General features: G+C 72.2%; 15 protein-coding genes and 1 pseudogene. 8 read left to right on the top strand and 8 right to left on the bottom strand.

What is annotated here, in order from left to right; genetic code table 11:
• Positions 1-135 precede the first annotated feature (135 nt).
• The 7 genes from hemB to ACFYW1_RS10950 all read left to right on the top strand — a co-directional run bounded on the left by hemB (position 136) and on the right by ACFYW1_RS10950 (position 8,801).
• The gene (gene hemB / locus ACFYW1_RS10980; protein WP_388990105.1) at positions 136-1,134 is read left to right on the top strand and encodes a porphobilinogen synthase; all 999 of its coding nucleotides are present in this window, start codon (positions 136-138) and stop codon (positions 1,132-1,134) included.
• Positions 1,135-1,519: 385 nt separating this feature from the next.
• Positions 1,520-2,713, top strand: a complete 1,194-nt coding sequence (locus ACFYW1_RS10975) for an aminotransferase class V-fold PLP-dependent enzyme (RefSeq protein WP_388990103.1) — start codon at positions 1,520-1,522, stop codon at positions 2,711-2,713.
• Complete coding sequence (locus ACFYW1_RS10970; protein WP_388990100.1) at positions 2,698-4,029, top strand: ABC transporter substrate-binding protein; 1,332 nt, start codon at positions 2,698-2,700, stop codon at positions 4,027-4,029. The genes ACFYW1_RS10975 and ACFYW1_RS10970 overlap by 16 nt, the downstream gene beginning before the upstream one ends.
• Before the next feature lie 5 nt (positions 4,030-4,034).
• Positions 4,035-4,991, top strand: coding sequence for a carbohydrate ABC transporter permease (locus ACFYW1_RS10965; RefSeq protein ID WP_388990098.1), 957 nt, complete (start codon positions 4,035-4,037; stop codon positions 4,989-4,991).
• Positions 4,988-5,806, top strand: a complete 819-nt coding sequence (locus ACFYW1_RS10960) for a carbohydrate ABC transporter permease (protein ID WP_388990096.1) — start codon at positions 4,988-4,990, stop codon at positions 5,804-5,806. The genes ACFYW1_RS10965 and ACFYW1_RS10960 overlap by 4 nt, the downstream gene beginning before the upstream one ends.
• Before the next feature lie 7 nt (positions 5,807-5,813).
• Positions 5,814-7,706 (top strand): glycoside hydrolase family 36 protein, encoded by a 1,893-nt coding sequence (locus ACFYW1_RS10955; RefSeq protein WP_388990094.1) that lies wholly within the window; start codon positions 5,814-5,816, stop codon positions 7,704-7,706.
• A gap of 66 nt (positions 7,707-7,772) precedes the next feature.
• Positions 7,773-8,801 carry a LacI family DNA-binding transcriptional regulator gene (locus tag ACFYW1_RS10950; protein ID WP_388990092.1) on the top strand — a complete coding sequence of 343 codons (1,029 nt, stop codon included), beginning with the start codon at positions 7,773-7,775 and terminating at the stop codon, positions 8,799-8,801.
• A 57-nt stretch (positions 8,802-8,858) separates the two neighbouring features.
• Here ACFYW1_RS10950 and ACFYW1_RS10945 read toward each other — a convergent pair whose 3' ends face one another.
• The 4 genes from ACFYW1_RS10945 to ACFYW1_RS10930 form a co-directional block, all read right to left on the bottom strand.
• Complete coding sequence (locus tag ACFYW1_RS10945; protein WP_388990090.1) at positions 8,859-9,284, bottom strand: HEAT repeat domain-containing protein; 426 nt, start codon at positions 9,282-9,284, stop codon at positions 8,859-8,861.
• Positions 9,285-9,321: 37 nt separating this feature from the next.
• Positions 9,322-9,684, bottom strand: a complete 363-nt coding sequence (locus ACFYW1_RS10940; protein ID WP_388990087.1) for a hypothetical protein — start codon at positions 9,682-9,684, stop codon at positions 9,322-9,324.
• Positions 9,685-9,786: 102 nt separating this feature from the next.
• The gene (locus ACFYW1_RS10935) at positions 9,787-10,578 is read right to left on the bottom strand and encodes a DUF4253 domain-containing protein (protein ID WP_388990085.1); all 792 of its coding nucleotides are present in this window, start codon (positions 10,576-10,578) and stop codon (positions 9,787-9,789) included.
• Between the two features lie 111 nt (positions 10,579-10,689).
• The gene (locus ACFYW1_RS10930) at positions 10,690-11,967 is read right to left on the bottom strand and encodes a choice-of-anchor A family protein (RefSeq protein ID WP_388990083.1); all 1,278 of its coding nucleotides are present in this window, start codon (positions 11,965-11,967) and stop codon (positions 10,690-10,692) included.
• Positions 11,968-12,177: 210 nt separating this feature from the next.
• On the opposite strand from ACFYW1_RS10930, the gene ACFYW1_RS10925 reads away from it, so the two are divergent.
• A complete protein-coding gene (locus ACFYW1_RS10925; protein WP_388990081.1) occupies positions 12,178-12,675 on the top strand; it encodes a hypothetical protein in 498 nt (165 codons plus the stop codon).
• Positions 12,676-12,810: 135 nt separating this feature from the next.
• Here ACFYW1_RS10925 and ACFYW1_RS10920 read toward each other — a convergent pair whose 3' ends face one another.
• The 4 genes and pseudogenes from ACFYW1_RS10920 to ACFYW1_RS10905 all read right to left on the bottom strand — a co-directional run bounded on the left by ACFYW1_RS10920 (position 12,811) and on the right by ACFYW1_RS10905 (position 15,465).
• Complete coding sequence (locus ACFYW1_RS10920) at positions 12,811-13,476, bottom strand: 1,4-alpha-glucan branching protein (protein WP_388990079.1); 666 nt, start codon at positions 13,474-13,476, stop codon at positions 12,811-12,813.
• A 25-nt stretch (positions 13,477-13,501) separates the two neighbouring features.
• Positions 13,502-13,753 carry a DUF397 domain-containing protein gene (locus ACFYW1_RS10915; RefSeq protein ID WP_388990077.1) on the bottom strand — a complete coding sequence of 84 codons (252 nt, stop codon included), beginning with the start codon at positions 13,751-13,753 and terminating at the stop codon, positions 13,502-13,504.
• A pseudogene (locus ACFYW1_RS10910) lies at positions 13,750-14,536 on the bottom strand (Scr1 family TA system antitoxin-like transcriptional regulator). Before ACFYW1_RS10910 ends, ACFYW1_RS10915 begins: the two are co-directional and overlap by 4 nt.
• Before the next feature lie 125 nt (positions 14,537-14,661).
• Positions 14,662-15,465, bottom strand: a complete 804-nt coding sequence (locus tag ACFYW1_RS10905) for a HEAT repeat domain-containing protein (RefSeq protein WP_388990075.1) — start codon at positions 15,463-15,465, stop codon at positions 14,662-14,664.
• Between the last annotated feature and the right edge of the window lie 6 nt (positions 15,466-15,471).

Raw genomic sequence — 15,471 nt, 5'->3', positions numbered from 1 at the left:
GGCGCGGGGTGCGGCGCGGGGTGCGGCGCGGCGCCGGTTCCGGGCGTCGGCCGGGCCGGTCCGGGGCCGCAGGGCGGGGTTTTCCCGGCGCTGGTGTCGGTAAGACGGTGATGTGTACGGGTCTAGTCTCGAAGCATGACTGTGTACGGAAACTTCCCCGGCTCCCGCCCCCGGCGGCTGCGGACGACCCCGACGATGCGTCGGATGGTCGCCGAGACACGGCTCGACGCGGCGAACCTGATCCTGCCCGCGTTCGTGCGCGAGGGCGTCGACGCCCCGGTCGCGATCTCGGCCATGCCCGGCGTGCAGCAGCACACCCTGGACACCCTGCGAAAGGCCGCGGTGGACGCGGTGTCGGCGGGGGTTTCCGGGATCATGCTGTTCGGTGTTCCCGAGGACGAGAAGAAGGACGGCCGGGGCACGGCGGGCACGGACCCGGACGGCATCCTCCAGGTGGCGCTGCGGGCGGTGCGCGAGGAGGTCGGCGACGACCTCGTCATCATGTCGGACCTGTGCCTGGACGAGTACACCGACCACGGCCACTGCGGTGTGCTGACCGAGGACGGCCGGGTCGACAACGACGCGACGCTGGAGCGGTACGCGGAGATGGCCCAGGTCCAGGCCGACGCGGGTGCCCACGTGGTGGGCCCGAGCGGGATGATGGACGGTCAGGTCGGGGTCATCCGGGACGCGTTGGACCAGACGGGCCACGAGGACGTGTCGATCCTCGCGTACACCGTGAAGTACTCCTCGGCGTTCTACGGGCCGTTCCGCGAGGCCGTGGGTTCCTCGCTCCGGGGCGACCGCAAGACGTACCAGCAGGACCCGGCGAACGCCCGTGAATCGATGCGGGAGCTGGCGCTCGACCTGGAGGAGGGCGCCGACATGGTCATGGTCAAGCCGGCCGGTCCGTACCTCGACGTCCTGGCGAAGGTCGCCGAGTCGGTGGACGTGCCGGTCGCGGCGTACCAGATCAGCGGCGAGTACTCGATGATCGAGGCCGCCGCCGAGAAGGGCTGGATCGACCGGGACGCGGCGATCATGGAGAGCCTGACGGGCATCCGGCGTGCGGGCGCGCAGATGATCCTGACGTACTGGGCGACGGAGGTCGCGCAGCGGCTGGCGCGGCGCTGAGCCGAGCCGGGTCGAGCCGGGTCCGGACTTCGGAACCGGGTAGTCGCAGGTCCGGCCCGGCCGGGCCGAAGAGGCAGTGGGACGGACCTTCCGGGGGTCGTCGTGGCACAAAAGTGCCATGGCGGCCCCCGGCCGCGTTTGTGGTGAGTCCGTGGTGAGTTCTGTGGTGAGTCCGGGGCGGTGGTCCGGGGACCCGGTGGTTCGGGGACCTGGTGGGGCAACGGGCCGGTGAGGCGGTGAGGGGTGGGGCGGAGGGCTGACGGCCCGGGGGCCGGTCCGTCGGAAAACCGTCGTGGCGAACCTCTTGCCGAGGTGGTTCCGTCTCCCTAATGTGAACCTTCAAATCCCACGATGTTCATGAAGTAAGGGCCGTGAGGGCATTATTTTGAACGATCAAATTAGCGCTGCGTCCGGTCCCGACACCTCCGGCCCGGGTTCCTTCCAGGGGCCGGCTGCGGGCTACCTCGACTACGCGAGAGTCGGACCGCTCTCCCGCCCGGCCACCGCGGCGCTGGCCGCGACGACCGAGCTCGCCGTCCGCGTGGACCCCGCCGACCTCGACCGGCTGTTCGACCTCAGTGACGCCGCCCAGACCTCGGCGGCCCGGCTGCTCTGCGCCCGGCGGCACGAGATCGCCCTCGCCCCGTCCACCAGCAACGGTCTGTTCACCGTGGCCGCCGCGCTGAACGGCCCCGGCACGCTCCTGGTGCCCCGCGACGAGTTCCCAGCCAACCTCTATCCCTGGCTGCGCTTCGCCACCCGCGGCGGCCCCGCGGTCCGCCTCGTCGAACCGGACGGGCAGCGGCACATCACCTCCGACCTGCTGCGCCGCCACCTCACCCCCGAAGTCACCGCCCTCGCCGTCAGCGCCGTGGACTCGCTCACCGGCCATCTGGCGCCGCTCGCCGAGCTCAAGGAGATCCTCGGCCCCGACCGGCTGCTGATCGTCGACGCCATCCAGGGCCTGGGCGCCGTCCCGCTCGAAACGGACGCCGCCGACGTCCTCGTCAGCGGCGGGCAGAAGTGGCTGCGGGCCGGCTGGGGGGCCGCGCTGCTGCTGATCCGCGACCGGTGCGCCGAGCGGCTGGCCCCCGGGCTCGGCGGCTGGGCGGGCGTCGCGGAGCCCTTCGCCCTCCGGCACCCGGCGGAGCCGCTGCCCGGGGCCGCCGCCCACCTCGCCACCAACCCGGACTTCCCGGCCGCCGCCGCCCTCGGCGCCGCCATCGACGCCCTGCTCGACCGGGGTGGCCCGGTTGTCGGCGGGGCCCGTATCCGCGCCACCCTCGCCCACCTGCTCGACCGGGCGCGGCAGGCCGGGGCAGAGGTCCTGCTGGACGGCCTCGGCCCCCACGAACGCGCCGGCATCGGCACCTTCCGCCTGCCCGGCCACGACCCCGTCACCGTCCACCGGACCCTCGAAGCGGCAGGCCTGATCACCACCCGCCGCGACGAGTGGATCCGGCTGTCCCCCCACACCTCCACCCCGGACGCCGCGGCGGACCTCCTCGCCGAGGCGTTGCGCACCCTCACCCACCCCACCACCCACTACGCCCAGGAGCCGACATGTCCCACCAACTGAGCCGCCGCAGACTGCTCCAGCTCGCCACCGCCTCCGCCGCCGGACTCGGCCTGACCGCCTGCGGCGACAACGGCTCGGGCGGCGACAGCGGCGCCGACGGGGACAAGGGCCGGATCACGGTCTGGAGCTGGACCACCGCGGCCGACGCCCTGCGCGGTGTCGTCCCCTCCTTCGAGCGGGACAACCCCGGCATCACGGTGGACATCCAGGACGTCGGCAACCCGGCCATCTGGGACAAGATCACAGTCGGCCTCGCGTCGGGCGGCAAGGGCCTCGCCGACGTACTGCACATCGGCGTCGACTACCTGCCCGGCTACCTGGAGAAGTTCCCCGACGGGCTCACCAACCTGTCCCGGTTCGGGGCCGACCGGTACCGGAGCGAGTTCGCCCAGGGGCTGTGGCCGACCGTCATAGGCGAGGACAAGGCCGCCCACGCCCTCCCGTGGGAGGTCAACCCGCTCGGCCTGTTCTACCGGAAGGACTACTTCGAGAAGGCCGGCGTCGATCCCGAGACCATCGGCAGCTGGGACGACCTGATCGCCGCCGGGCCGAAGATCCGTGCCGCCACCGGCGCCCAGCTGCTCGGGCTCGACAAGCCCGGCACCACGCCGGACATGGACTTCTTCCAGAACCTGATGCAGCTCCAGGACGCCTTCTACTTCGACCAGCAGGGCAGGATCACGCTCGGCTCGAAGGAGGCCGTCCAGGCCCTCACCATCATCAAGCGGCTCAACGACGCCGGTCTGCTCGCCGACACCGCGGGCCAGGGCACCCGGAAGCGCCTGATGGGCCAGGGCAAGCTCGCCACCTCCCCCGACCCCGCCTGGGCCGTCGAGTACCTGGCCACCAAGTTCCCCGAACAGAAGGGGAAGTGGCGTGTCATGCAGCCGCCCGCCGCCGTTCCCGGGGGCGGCCGCAGCGTCATCGTCAACTCCACCTACCTGGCCGTCTCCGAGTCGAGCAAGCGCCGCAAGGCCGCCTGGCGGTTCGTCGAGTACGCGCTCACCGAGCCCGCCGAGATCAACCGGATGTTCAAGTCCGGCGGTGTCTTCCCCGCCCTCGGCTCGGCGTACGACGACCCGATGTTCAGCGCGCCCCACCCCTACTACGGCGGCCAGAAGGTGCTGAAGACCTTCGTCGAGACGCTCTCCTCCGGCTCCGAGGCCACCAACTTCACCGGCGACTACACCCGTGCCCTCAAGCTCGCCGGCGACGCCCAGAGCCAGGTGCTGGTCAAGGGCGCCGACCCGGTCAGTGCTCTCAGGGACGCCGCCGAACGGCTCGCCCAGCAGACCGGTCGGCAGCTGGCGGTCTGACCACCATGTCCTCCGTCCTGCCCGAACGGGCTCCCGCCACCGAGAAGCCGGCCGGCCGCGGCACCCCAGCGCGCGCCGGCCGCGTCCGCCCGCGCCGACGCGCGCTGCTGACCCGCGGCTCCGTCCCGTACCTGCTGATCATGCCCGCGGTCCTGGGCTTCGCGATCTTCAAGGCGTATCCCATCGTCTCCTCGCTGTGGATCAGCCTCACCACCGGCAGCGGTACCGACCGGAGCTTCGCCGGACTCGCCAACTACCGGCGGCTGCTGAACGATCCGCTGTTCTGGACCGCGCTGAAGAACACCGCGCTGATCCTGGTCGTCCAGGTGCCGCTGATGCTGTGCCTGGCCCTGCTCGTCGCCCTCGCGCTCAACTCCGCCAAGGTCCGGCTGCGCCCGCTCTGGCGGCTGGGCGTCTTCGTCCCCTCGCTGACCGGCCTGGTCGCCGCGGGCGTGATGTTCTCCGTGATCCTCAACCGCGACGCCGGGCTGCTGAACTGGGTCCTCTCCCTGTTCGGCGTCGACCGGGTGAACTGGCTGGGCAGCCCCGGCTGGGCCCGCGTGGGCGTCGTCCTCGTCATCACCTGGCACTACACCGGCTACAACGCGGTGATGTACCTCGCCGGCCTGCAGGGCATCCCCAAGGAGCTGTACGAGGCCGCGATGGTCGACGGGGCGGGGCCGATCCGCCGCTTCTTCTCCATCACCCTGCCCCAGCTGCGGCCGATCCTGCTGCTCACCGTGGTGCTCTCCACCATCGGCACCCTGCAGCTCTTCGACGAGCCGTACGTCCTCACCGGCGGCGGCCCCGACAACGCCACCCTGACGGTCACCATGTACCTGTACAACAACGGCTTCAAGTACTTCGACTTCGGCTACGCGTCGGCCATCGCCTACGCCCTCGCGCTGATCGTGTCCGTGCTCGGCATCCTGCAGGTCCGCCTGATGGGAGAGCGCCGATGAAGTCCCGTCGAGGTCCCCTGCTCACGCTGCTGCTCGCGGGCGCCTTCGCGCTCTGCGTCGGCCCGTTTTACTGGCTGGCCATGGCCGCGACCCAGGCGGACAAGGACGTGTTCTCCTGGCCGCCGAAACTGCTGCCCGGCGGCCACTTCCTGGAGAACCTCCGCGGACTGGAGGAGTCCATCGGGCTCGGCCGGGTCCTGCTCAACACCCTGGTGGTGTCGAGCGTCCAGACGTTCGGTGCCGTCGTCGTCTCGGTACTGGCCGGATACGCCTTCGCCAAGTTCGAGTTCCGCGGGCGCAACCTGTTCTTCGTCCTGCTGCTCAGCACCCTGGTCATCCCCGACACGGTGATGCTGATCCCGATCTTCCAGATGATGATGGACCTGGGCCTGATCGACTCCTACCAGTCCATCATCCTGCCCGGCCTGGTCACCCCGTTCGGCATCTTCCTGATGCGGCAGGCCCTGCGCTCCATGCCCGACGAACTCCTCGACGCGGCCCGCGTCGACGGCGCCGGCGAACTGCGGGTGCTGTGGCGGATCGTCATCCCGGTCAACCGGCCGATCATCGCGGCGCTCGCGCTGTTCGTCTTCCTCGGCAGCTGGAACCAGTTCGTCTGGCCGCTGATCGCGTTGCGCAGCCCCGAGATGTACACGCTGCCCGTGGCCACCGCCACCCTCCAGGGGCTGTCGACCACCAACTACGCGCAGGTCCTGCTCGCCGCGGGCATCGCCGCCATTCCCGTGATGGCCCTCTTCCTCGTCCTGCAACGCCAGTTCATCTCCGGCCTGTTGGCCGGGGCCACCAAGGAGTGACCACAGCATGACCACCGAGAACGCGTCCGCGTCCGCATCGGCATCCGTGTCCGCCGAGCCGGGTGCCGGTCCGCAGCCGTACGCCCCGGTGTGGCGCCCGAACACACCGGTCGGGGAAACCCCCGGCACCGTCGTCCACCGGCAGTTCGCCACCGGCCTGTCCCTCTCCACCGGGGCACCGCTCGACGTCCACCTCACCGGGTTCGGCTGCGACCGGCTGGAGACCGCCGTCACCCCGGCCGGCGACGGCGCGGTCCTGGTCGAGGTCCGGTCGGCGGCCGGGGCCACCGTCCGCGCCGAATGGCGGGTCCCCTGCCTCGGGGCCACCGCCTACTGGACCCCGAACACCGACGCCTCCCGCTGGCTGCCGCCGTCCTGGGTCGCCCCCCGCACCGTCTCGCTCGCCAAGGGCGCCCCCGTTGTCAGCCTGGTCGGCACCGACGACCGCGCCCTGTGCACCGCCGCCGCGGCCGAGGTCTTCGCCCCCGTGCGCATCGAGGGCGGGGTGGTGGAGGAGACCGACGAGTTCGCCTTCACCGTCGAGCAGACCCTCACCCCGGACGGGCCGCCGCTGCGGCTGAGGATCGACATCGGCGGCCGTCACTTCGCCGCCACCCTGCGGGAGGTCACCGACTGGTGGGCCGAGGGCCTGGACCACCCCGGTGTCGCCCCCGCCGCCCGGATGCCCGCCTACTCCACCTGGTACAGCCTCCACCAGAACGTCGACACCGCCGTCGTCGAACGCCAGGCGGCCCTCGCCGCGGGCATCGGCTGCGACAGCATCATCGTCGACGACGGCTGGCAGACCGCCGACCGCACCCGCGGCTACGGCCACTGCGGCGACTGGGAGCCCAACCCGGCGGCCTTCCCCGACTTCGCGGGCCACGTCGCCGAGGTCCACCGCACCGGCCTCGCCCACCTCCTGTGGTACGCGGTGCCGTTCATCGGCCGGCACAACGACGCCTGGGACCGCTTCAAGGGCATGATCCTGCGCGAGGTGCCCACGATGGAAGCGGCCGTGCTCGACCCCCGCCATCCCGAGGTCCGCGCCCATCTGATCGAGAAGATCTCCCGCGCCGTCGAACAGTGGGACATGGACGGCCTGAAACTCGACTTCATCGACCACTTCGCCGCCGCCGACCCGCCGCCCGCCCCGGACGGCGCCGACCACGCCACCGTCCACGAGGGCCTGCGTCGGCTGCTCGCCGACCTCGACGCCCGGCTGCGCCGCACCCGGCCCGACGTGATCGTCGAGCACCGCCAGCCGTACGTCAGCCCCGGGCTGTGGCCGTACGCCACCATGGTCCGCGCCACCGACTGTCCGCTCAGTCCCGCCGAGAACCGGCAGCGCACCGTCGACTGCCGCCTCACCGCCGGCCCGCTCGCCGTCCACGCCGACATGATGACGTGGAACGCCGACGAGCGGCCCGAGGACGTCGCCGTCCACCTCGTCAACGCCCTGTTCTCGGTACCGCAGATCTCCGTCGACCTCGCCGCCCAGACCCCCGACCAGCTCGCCACCCTGCGCTTCTGGCTCGGCGTCTCCCGCCGGTACGTCGACGTCCTCCAGCTCGGCACCCTGGAACCCGCGCGTCCGGACCTGGGCTACCCCCTGGTCCGCGCGCACGACCGCGCCACCACCGTGATCGCCCGCTACGCGCCGCTGCCCGTCGCCCTTCCGGACCGGAACGCCGAGGACGGTCCGCAGACCCTGCTCGTCGCCAACGCGGACCCCGACCCCACGGTGATCCTGTCCGCCGCCCGGCCGGAAAGAGCACTCGTCCGCATTCAGGACTGCCGGGGTGAGATCCTGTCCGATACCGTGCTCGACCTCGTCGCCGGGGTGAACCCGGTGACCGTACCGACAGGCGGCCTGCTCACCCTGACCCGCGAGCACTGAGGAACGCGGGTCGGGGACGGGCTCCCGCCCGCCCCCGACCCGCCGCCGACCGCCCGCAGAGGAACGATGACCGCTCGACAGGTGACCATCGAGGAGGTCGCGCGTGCGGCCGGAGTGTCCCGACAAACCGTCTCGAACGCCCTCAACGCCCCCCACCGGTTGCGCGAGGCGACCCTTGCCCGGGTCACCGCCGCCATCGAGGAGCTCGGCTACCGGCCCGACCAGTCCGCCCGCAGCCTGCGCACCGGCACCCGCAAGGTCATCGGCTACCCCGCCCCCGCCGACAACCCCGCCGACCCCAACCCCCTGATGGGCGGCTTCCTCCAGGCGCTGGTGACCGCCGCCGACGACGTCGGCCACCGCATCCTGCTGTTCCGCTCCGACCCCCAGCAGGGCGCCGGAGCGGTCGCCAGGTCCTTCAACGACCTGATCGCGTCCCGTCAGGTCGACGGGTTCATCCTCTCCGACGTCATACACGACGACCCCCGCGTCGACGTGCTCGCCGAGGCCGGTTTCCCGTTCGCCGCCTTCGGCCGGACCGCCCCCGGCCGTCCGCAGAACTGGGTGGACATCGACTCCACCGCCGCCACCGCCGCCCTGGTGGAGCTGCTGCTCGCCCAGGGCCACCGGCGGATCTGCTACCTCAACTCCGCCACGTCCCTGCCCTGGCTGGCCGACCGCCGGGCCGGCTTCCTGCAGGCCGCGGCCGCCGCCCCCGACGGGGCCTTCGAGGTCGGCGTCCCCGAGGACGACCCGGTCGCGCTCTCCCAGGCCGTGCAGCGTCTGATCAGCGGATCCGACCGGCCGACCGCCCTGGTCTGCGCGAGCGACTGGCTCGCCCTGACCGCCTACCAGGCCGTCCGGGCCGCGGGCCTGGCCGTCGGCCATGACATCGCTGTCACCGGCTTCAACGACATCCCACTGTGCACGATGCTCCAGCCCGCCCTCACCAGCGCGCGGCTGCCCCTGGCCGCCATCGCCCAGGCCCTCGTCGACCGGCTGATCACCGCCGTCGAGGACCCCTCCGCCACTCCGTCGAGCGGGCTGCTGCTGCCCGCGGAGCCGGTCGTGCGCGCCAGTACACCGGACCGGTAGCGGGGCCGTACGGGCTTTTTCGTACGGGGCTCTCGTACGGGGCTCTCGTACGGGGCCTCAGGTACTCCGGTTCCGTTCCGCGAGGGCGCTGCGGGCGGAGGCGCGTACGAGGGGGTCCTCGTCCGTGTCCGCCGCGGTGGTCAGGGCCTCGTGGACCGCCGGGTCGTCGGCGTAGGGGCCGAGGGCCATGGCGGCGTACTGGCGGACGAGGTCCTCCTCCGGGTCGTGCAGTGCGGTCAGCAGGGCCCGGCCGGCCGTGCGGCGGGTGGCCGGGTCGGACGGGGGCCACAGGCGCAGGAGCGTGGTGGCCTCGATGCGGGCGAGGTCGTACTCCCCGGGGTCGGCGACGACCGCGACGAGGAAGGGCACCGCATCGGCGTCGCCGTCCAGTTCCGCGACGATCGCGCGTCTGCGGTCGCTGGTGGCGGGCAGGGCGTGGAACTCCTCGACGAGTCGGTCGAGTCCGTCGGTCGTCCGCTTCATTCCGGTGCTTTCCGTTCCGGTCGGTCGGGCTCGTCGGTCAGGGCCAGTCGACCAGGGCCGCGAACGCGATCCCCGTGACGAACACCGTGCAGGGTGCGAGCACGGCGAGGAAGAGGCCGGCCGGTGGCCTGCGGAAGCTGAGGACCCAGCTCGCGACCAGTACGGCCAGGGCCAGCACCAGGCCGCAGCACAGCACAGTCCAGGCGGGCCCGAAGCTCGCGTCGAACCGGTCGGAGGCGGGTTCCGAGCAGGAGTCGCAGGCCATCGGGGAGAGCCCGCCGAAGAACAGGGCGAGCAGCGCGAGCGGGAGCGTCATGACCGTGGAGACCAGCGCGGCGATCCAGACGCGCGACGGGCGGGCGTCCGTGACGTCCTCGGGCAGGCGCGTTTCTTCGGGCATGCGTACGAGTCAACTCGGTGTCCGGGGCGGCCGCATGAGTCGCCGTACTCAGTCCTGCCGGAACGGCCGACTCCGCCGGGGCGGCCGGTCCTGCGGGGGCGGTCAGTCCCACCAGAACGACCAGATCTCCTGGCCGAGGACCTGCTTCTCCGCGTAGACGGCCAGGTCGTGCGGCGGGCTCTGGTCGATGTTGTCCGGGCAGAACGCGTAGTGCTCGGCGGCGACGGCGCGGGCCTCCGCGAGGGTGGTGGGCGGGCGGGAGACCGAGAGGGTCAGGGTGTCGAAGCCCAGCATCACGACCCGGATGCCGAAGCGGTCCTCCCAGGAGCGGAGCACGGCGCAGAGCCTGGCCGTGTCCTCCTCGAAGTTGAGCGGGCCCGACCAGCCGATGGCCGCCGGTATGTCCGCGCTGCGCCGGGCCGGGACGAGCGCCGCCCGCGAGCCGGGGAACCAGCCCTCCGGGCCGACGCACTCCTCGGCGATGGCGGCCGCCAGGTCGTCGGGGGCGTCCTGTCCCTCGGCGGCCGGGACGGGTGCCAGGCCGGGCCAGTCGCCCTCGGCGGGGTCGATCTCCTCGGGCGCGTTGTCGTTCCAGTACCCGGCGAGCACCTCCTCGGCGTCGTGGTCACCGGGGTAGGAGGTGCTGTCCGGGGTCAGGTCCCACTCGGCGGGCCACTGGTCGCGTCTCCCGCCGTCGATCAGTACGGGAAGCAGTCCGACCGTCCGCCCGGCGGTGCGCAGCGCGCGCCACGCTCCGTGGGTCGCGGGCTCGTCGGCGCACCAGAGCAGCGGTTCGTGCCAGGTGCCGTCGATCGTGGTGTCCACCAGTGAGCCGGGCGGGAGTTGGAGCCCCGACGTGGCCAGGGACGGGAGCGGGTTGGGAAGCGTCGCCATGTCGGTGAGCGTACGGGGGCCCACTGACAACCGGCCGCCGGGCGGGGGCGTCGGGGGCCGGGGCCGCCCGGGACGGAGCCGGTGTCGGGTCCGTCCCGGGCGGCCCGGGCGTCAGGCCCGCCTGGAGCGGCGGCGGGCGGCGAGGACGAGGCCGGCGCCCGCGGCGAGCACCACGACGGTGCCGATGACCAGCGGGATGGTGCCGCTGCTGCCGGTGGAGGCGAGGTCGCCGTCCTTCTTGCCGGGGGCGGTGCTGTCGGAGGGGGCGGGGGTGGTGGGCGTGGCGGGTCCGGACGCGTCCGTGGACGGGGTGCCGCCCGCCGACGGGACGGTGGGTGCGGTGGGCGTGGCGGTGCCGGTGGGAGGCGTGGCCGAGGGGGTGCCGGTGGGGGTGGACGGGGTGGTGGAGGGGGTGGGTTCGCCGGTCTCGGGGAGGCAGCCGCTGAAGGGGAAGTGGTGGGTCTCGGCGCCGCCGGTGCCGTGCAGCGAGGCGACCCAGACCGAGCCGTTGACCGGCGCGCCGCTGCCGAGTTCCAGGTGGGCGCCGGGGGCCAGGACGCTGCCGGGCCAGGCGGCGGAGCTGTGCTTGGTGACGGTGCGGGCCTCGGGGAAGTTCCACAGGAGGCGGGCGCGGACCTTGCCGCCGGAGGCGCTCTGGAGCTTGTCGTCCAGTACGTAGTCCTGGCCGCCGGAGAGGAAGAAGCCGGTGGTGCCGGCCTCGGCCATGTCGTAGTCCCGGCCGCTGACGTTGACGATCGCGGTGGCGCCCGCGGGGACCTTGAGGAAGACCTCCTTGGCCTTCTCCAGCTGGTCGGCCGTCACCTTGAAGATGTTGCGGGAGGCGTTGGAGCCCTCCAGGGTGAGGCGGTTGCCGCTCGGCGTCACCCGGGTGCCGTCCGTGGCCGGTTCGTCGCCCAGGGCGGTGGAGTAGGCGCGGAGCTTGGCGAACTCGGCCTCGAAGTCGATGAGTCCGGCGTTCCTGCCGACGCTGCCCGCGTGCATTTCGAGGGCGCGGTCGCGGATCTCGCCGCCGACGGCCGCGTTGCCCTTCATCACCGCGGTGACGGACTTGTCGTTGCGGAGGTCGCCCCGGACGACGAGGGAGGCGCGGCCGGGCAGGGCGTCGACCTCCGCCGCGGAGAGTTCGTTGGCGACGCTGAAGCCGCCGCGGAAGTCGGCGTTGCCGCCGACGGCCACCGCGCCCTCCGCGTCGGGGGTGTGGACGTCGTCACCGAGGACGAACTCGCCGTACTTCCCGGCGACTCCGAAGGCGTCGGTGGCACATCCGGCCGAGTCGGCCGGTGCGGCCTGCGCGGCCGGGGCGACGGTCAGACCGAGGACGAGGGCTCCACCGAGCGCGGCGGCTGCGGCGGTTGCGGTTATGCGCATGGGGCTGGTTCTCCCGCGGAGGTGGTCGTAGAGCTTTCCGTGGCGGCTTTGCCCATGCTTTTCACAGATTGAAATATTGGTCAAGACCAATGCGTGCGGGGTGGGTGAACTGTCGGGAGGGTGTGGGTTTGTCCAGCCGTCGACAGGTTGCCGGTGAGGTGCCGGCGAGGAGGGGTGTTCCGGAGGCCCGGGGGGCGGTGGACGAGTTCCGTGAGCTGCCGTTCTGGCATGCTCGCCGGTATGGATGCGGGCGGCGTGGTCGTGCAGATGATCGTTGTGCGGTGGTCGGTGGCGTCCCGGGGCGGCGAGGGGGCCCGGCTCCGAAGCCGGGTGCCGAAGGGGTTCCTGTTGCCCGAGGGGTTGTCCGGGCCCCTCGTCCACCGCGTGGACTGCGACGAGCGGAACGGGTTCGTTCCGCGTTTCCGGACGTTCGACGGTCTCCGGCCGCTGGAGGGCGAAACGCCGCTGAGGGTCGCGCCGGAGGCCGACGGCGTGCGCGTCTTCGCGGACCGCAACCGGCGGACCGGTGCCCCTCCCGCCCGCCGTCTGGGGGCCGGGCAGTGGTTGCGCTGGCGGGACACGTCGAGCGGGCGTCGGCGGGTCGGGATGACGGTCGTGAACGTCGCCGTCGTCGGCCGCCCCCCGTCGAACCTCTTTCTCGGGGCGCCCACGTTCAGTGCCGAATCCGTTGAATCGTGGATCAATTAGGGCAACGTGGCTTGTTCGCAGGGCGAGTTCACGGCCTCTCCGGCCGGAAGGTTCTGTCTCCTGCACGAGCGGGGCCCCAGGTTCGGCCGTCGGGCGTGGTGCCCGGTCCCGAGCGGCCGGGCACCACGGCCCGGTTCACGGCCGGGCGTGGACGACGACGAACGCGGCGCGCGCCGTGGTGCCGTCCGGCAGCGGCGCGTTCGCGGTGACGTCGCCGAGCGCCTTCGCGTCGGTCTCCCGGCCGGGCCGGAGGACCCGGTTGATACGAAGGTTCAGCCGGCGTCCGTCGGATGCCGTCGTGACCAGGACGTCCGTGCCGTTCGGGTCGTCGGTGGCGGTCGTGGACGAGAGCTCCGCCTTGACATCCGGCCCGGTGAACCGGGCGGTGACGGAGGGGTCGGGGGTGTCGCTCGTGCTCTGCATCTGCGGCTCGGCCCTGCCGACGAGCAGCGCGAACAGCTGGGCGACGAGGACCGGGTCGCGCGTCCCGTCGTACACCCAGCGGTGGCCCAGCACCCCGTGCTCGGACGTGCCGATGAGCGCCTCGTCGGCACCCGCGAGCGGTGCGCCGCGGTAGGTGAACGGCACCTGGTACGTGACCGGTTCGGCCCCCGAGCTGTCGGTGACCGCCATGAACTCGATCCCGACCTCGCCCTCCGGGTCGTCCAGCCGGAACCCGCCGGTCCTGGCCAGCTCGGGCCGCTGCCCCGGCGTGCCCCGGTACCAGGGCTGCTCGGGCAGCCAGGTGGCGAGGAGTTCCAGTTTGGTGGGCGTCAGGGTGGTGCGGTGGATGACTGCCATGGCGGTCGGTGTCCCTCCGGTGGATTCAGACGGTGCGCCGGTCGGCGGCGAATCCGGCGAAGGCCGTCCAGGTGGTGGGGGCGATGGTGAGGGTGGGGCCGTCGGGGTTCTTGGAGTCGCGGATGTGGACGGCGGCGGTGTGCGCGGCGACCTCGACGCAGGCATCTTCGAAGTCGCCGCTGTGGCTCGACTTCTGCCAGTCGTAGCCGACCTCCAGGCACTGCCCGCCTTCGCTGCCGCTGTAGCTGGATTTGAACCACTCAAGTGCGGTGTTCATTGCTCTCCCAGCAGACGGTCCAGCAGGCCCAACGTGACTTCGGGGGTGAGGGCCTGGGCTCGCAGCATCGCATATTTCTGGGTGAGGATGCTGATTCCGTCGGGGTCGGAGACCAGCAGGCTGCCGCGCTGGGACTCGGAATAGGCCACGCGCTGAAAGTCCGGCGTCTCCAACAGAGTGAAGGGGCCGTTGAGGCCCGCGTGGGCCCGGTGGTTCAGGGGCAGGACCTGGAGGCAGATGCCGGGGAGTTCGGCGCAGGCCCGCAGGTGTTCCAGCTGCTCCACATGTCCTTCGTCGTCGGTGAGTTGGAGCCTCAGGTCCGGCTCCCAGACGACGAAGCTGATGGTCGGGGGCGAGGGGCGGCGCAGGATCTCCTGGCGCTTCAGACGGACCCTCGTCCGGATCGCCACCTCTTCCTCGCTGAACGCCGGGATCCGGTTGCGGAACACCGCCTGGGCGTAGTGCTCCGTCTGGAGGAGGCCCGGCATGACCTGGTTGTCGTACCAGGACAGCGCCAACGCCTCGAACCTCCAGCGCCAGGTACTCCTCCGCCCACACCGGGATCAGACCGACCTCCGGCAGGTTGTCCACGGCCTCCGCCAACGCGCCCTTGGTGTTCAGGAGTTCGTCCAGCGCGGCGGCCAGACCGGGCAGCAGCGCCCGTCTGCCCTGCTCGATGGAGGCGATCGTCTCCACCTGGTGTCCTGCCATGGAGGCGAGTTGAGCCTGTGTCAGTCCGGCCGCCCTGCGGAAGACGGCGACCAGTTTCCCCACGAGCTTCATTGCCGACGTGTTCTTGCGCTTCCGCTTTCCGGGTTGCATACCGGGCGAACTTCCACGCGCGCGCCCGCGTCACGCGCGTACGACCCGTACAAAAAATCTGTACGGGCGGGCATGGGGTACGGCGGTCAGGGCCGGCACTCGGTCAGGATCCATTCGACGGCGTCCCGGACCCCCGCGTCGGGGTCCCGGGAGAGGCGGTCGAGGAGTTCCGGGACGCCTCGGGACGGCCATTTCCCGATGGCCCATGCGAGGGCCCTGCGCACCTCCGGGGCCGGATGGTCCGCGAGGTGGGCCAGTCGGTCGGCCGGTCCGCGTCGGCGCAGGCCGAACCAGTGGAGGGTCTGGACGAGCTGTTCGGGGTCGCCGGGGGTGCCCGCCGCGGCGATCTGCCGGAGGAGGACCGCGCTCGCGGGGGCGGGGCCGTCGAGCGGGTGGGGCCGGCGCTGCCGCAGGCGCTGCGACCCGTACTCGCCGCGCACCTTGCAGCCGAAGCAGGTGCAGGGCGTCTTGCCGTTCGAGCCGGGGAAGTACCGCCAGCCGGTGACCTGGCTGACGGCGCGGATGCGGTGCACCTCGCGCCGGGTGACCGCGCGGGGGACGAACACCTCCCATCCGCGGGGGTCGGGCATGTCGGCGACCCGGCGCACGGCGTCGGCGGCCGTGGTGGTCAGGGGTTCGCGGTGGTAGCGGCCCACGGTGACGGGTTCGTCGTCCGGCAGCCGGACGTGCACGGCGACGAGCCCGCGCGGGCCGCCGCGCCTGGCCAGTTCGCGCAGCCACTGGTGGGTGAGGGTGTACGAGGGGAGCACGGGGAAGCAGTAGATGCCCCGGGGCAGCGCCGGCGCGCGGCCGTGGCTCTCGGCCCGTATGCCGGAACGGCGCACGCGCGCCGCGTTCGCCGAGGGGGTCAGGTGCACGAACATCGCCATGCGGGC

Source organism: Streptomyces sp. NPDC002669, assembly GCF_042889165.1.
In the GTDB taxonomy this organism is placed as follows: domain Bacteria; phylum Actinomycetota; class Actinomycetes; order Streptomycetales; family Streptomycetaceae; genus Streptomyces.
The sequence above is the reverse complement of the archived record's forward strand: the minus strand, read 5'-3'. Positions and strand labels throughout refer to the sequence as shown.

Excerpts from the sequence above, each read along its gene's own strand:
- hemB (WP_388990105.1), top strand. The coding sequence starts at position 136 with ATGACTGTGTACGGAAACTTCCCCGGCTCCCGCCCCCGGCGGCTGCGG.
- ACFYW1_RS10970 (WP_388990100.1), top strand. The coding sequence starts at position 2,698 with ATGTCCCACCAACTGAGCCGCCGCAGACTGCTCCAGCTCGCCACCGCC.
- ACFYW1_RS10965 (WP_388990098.1), top strand. The coding sequence starts at position 4,035 with ATGTCCTCCGTCCTGCCCGAACGGGCTCCCGCCACCGAGAAGCCGGCC.
- ACFYW1_RS10960 (WP_388990096.1), top strand. The coding sequence starts at position 4,988 with ATGAAGTCCCGTCGAGGTCCCCTGCTCACGCTGCTGCTCGCGGGCGCC.
- ACFYW1_RS10955 (WP_388990094.1), top strand. The coding sequence starts at position 5,814 with ATGACCACCGAGAACGCGTCCGCGTCCGCATCGGCATCCGTGTCCGCC.
- ACFYW1_RS10950 (WP_388990092.1), top strand. The coding sequence starts at position 7,773 with ATGACCGCTCGACAGGTGACCATCGAGGAGGTCGCGCGTGCGGCCGGA.
- ACFYW1_RS10945 (WP_388990090.1), bottom strand. The coding sequence starts at position 9,284 with ATGAAGCGGACGACCGACGGACTCGACCGACTCGTCGAGGAGTTCCAC.
- ACFYW1_RS10940 (WP_388990087.1), bottom strand. The coding sequence starts at position 9,684 with ATGCCCGAAGAAACGCGCCTGCCCGAGGACGTCACGGACGCCCGCCCG.
- ACFYW1_RS10935 (WP_388990085.1), bottom strand. The coding sequence starts at position 10,578 with ATGGCGACGCTTCCCAACCCGCTCCCGTCCCTGGCCACGTCGGGGCTC.
- ACFYW1_RS10930 (WP_388990083.1), bottom strand. The coding sequence starts at position 11,967 with ATGCGCATAACCGCAACCGCCGCAGCCGCCGCGCTCGGTGGAGCCCTC.
- ACFYW1_RS10920 (WP_388990079.1), bottom strand. The coding sequence starts at position 13,476 with ATGGCAGTCATCCACCGCACCACCCTGACGCCCACCAAACTGGAACTC.
- ACFYW1_RS10915 (WP_388990077.1), bottom strand. The coding sequence starts at position 13,753 with ATGAACACCGCACTTGAGTGGTTCAAATCCAGCTACAGCGGCAGCGAA.
- ACFYW1_RS10905 (WP_388990075.1), bottom strand. The coding sequence starts at position 15,465 with ATGGCGATGTTCGTGCACCTGACCCCCTCGGCGAACGCGGCGCGCGTG.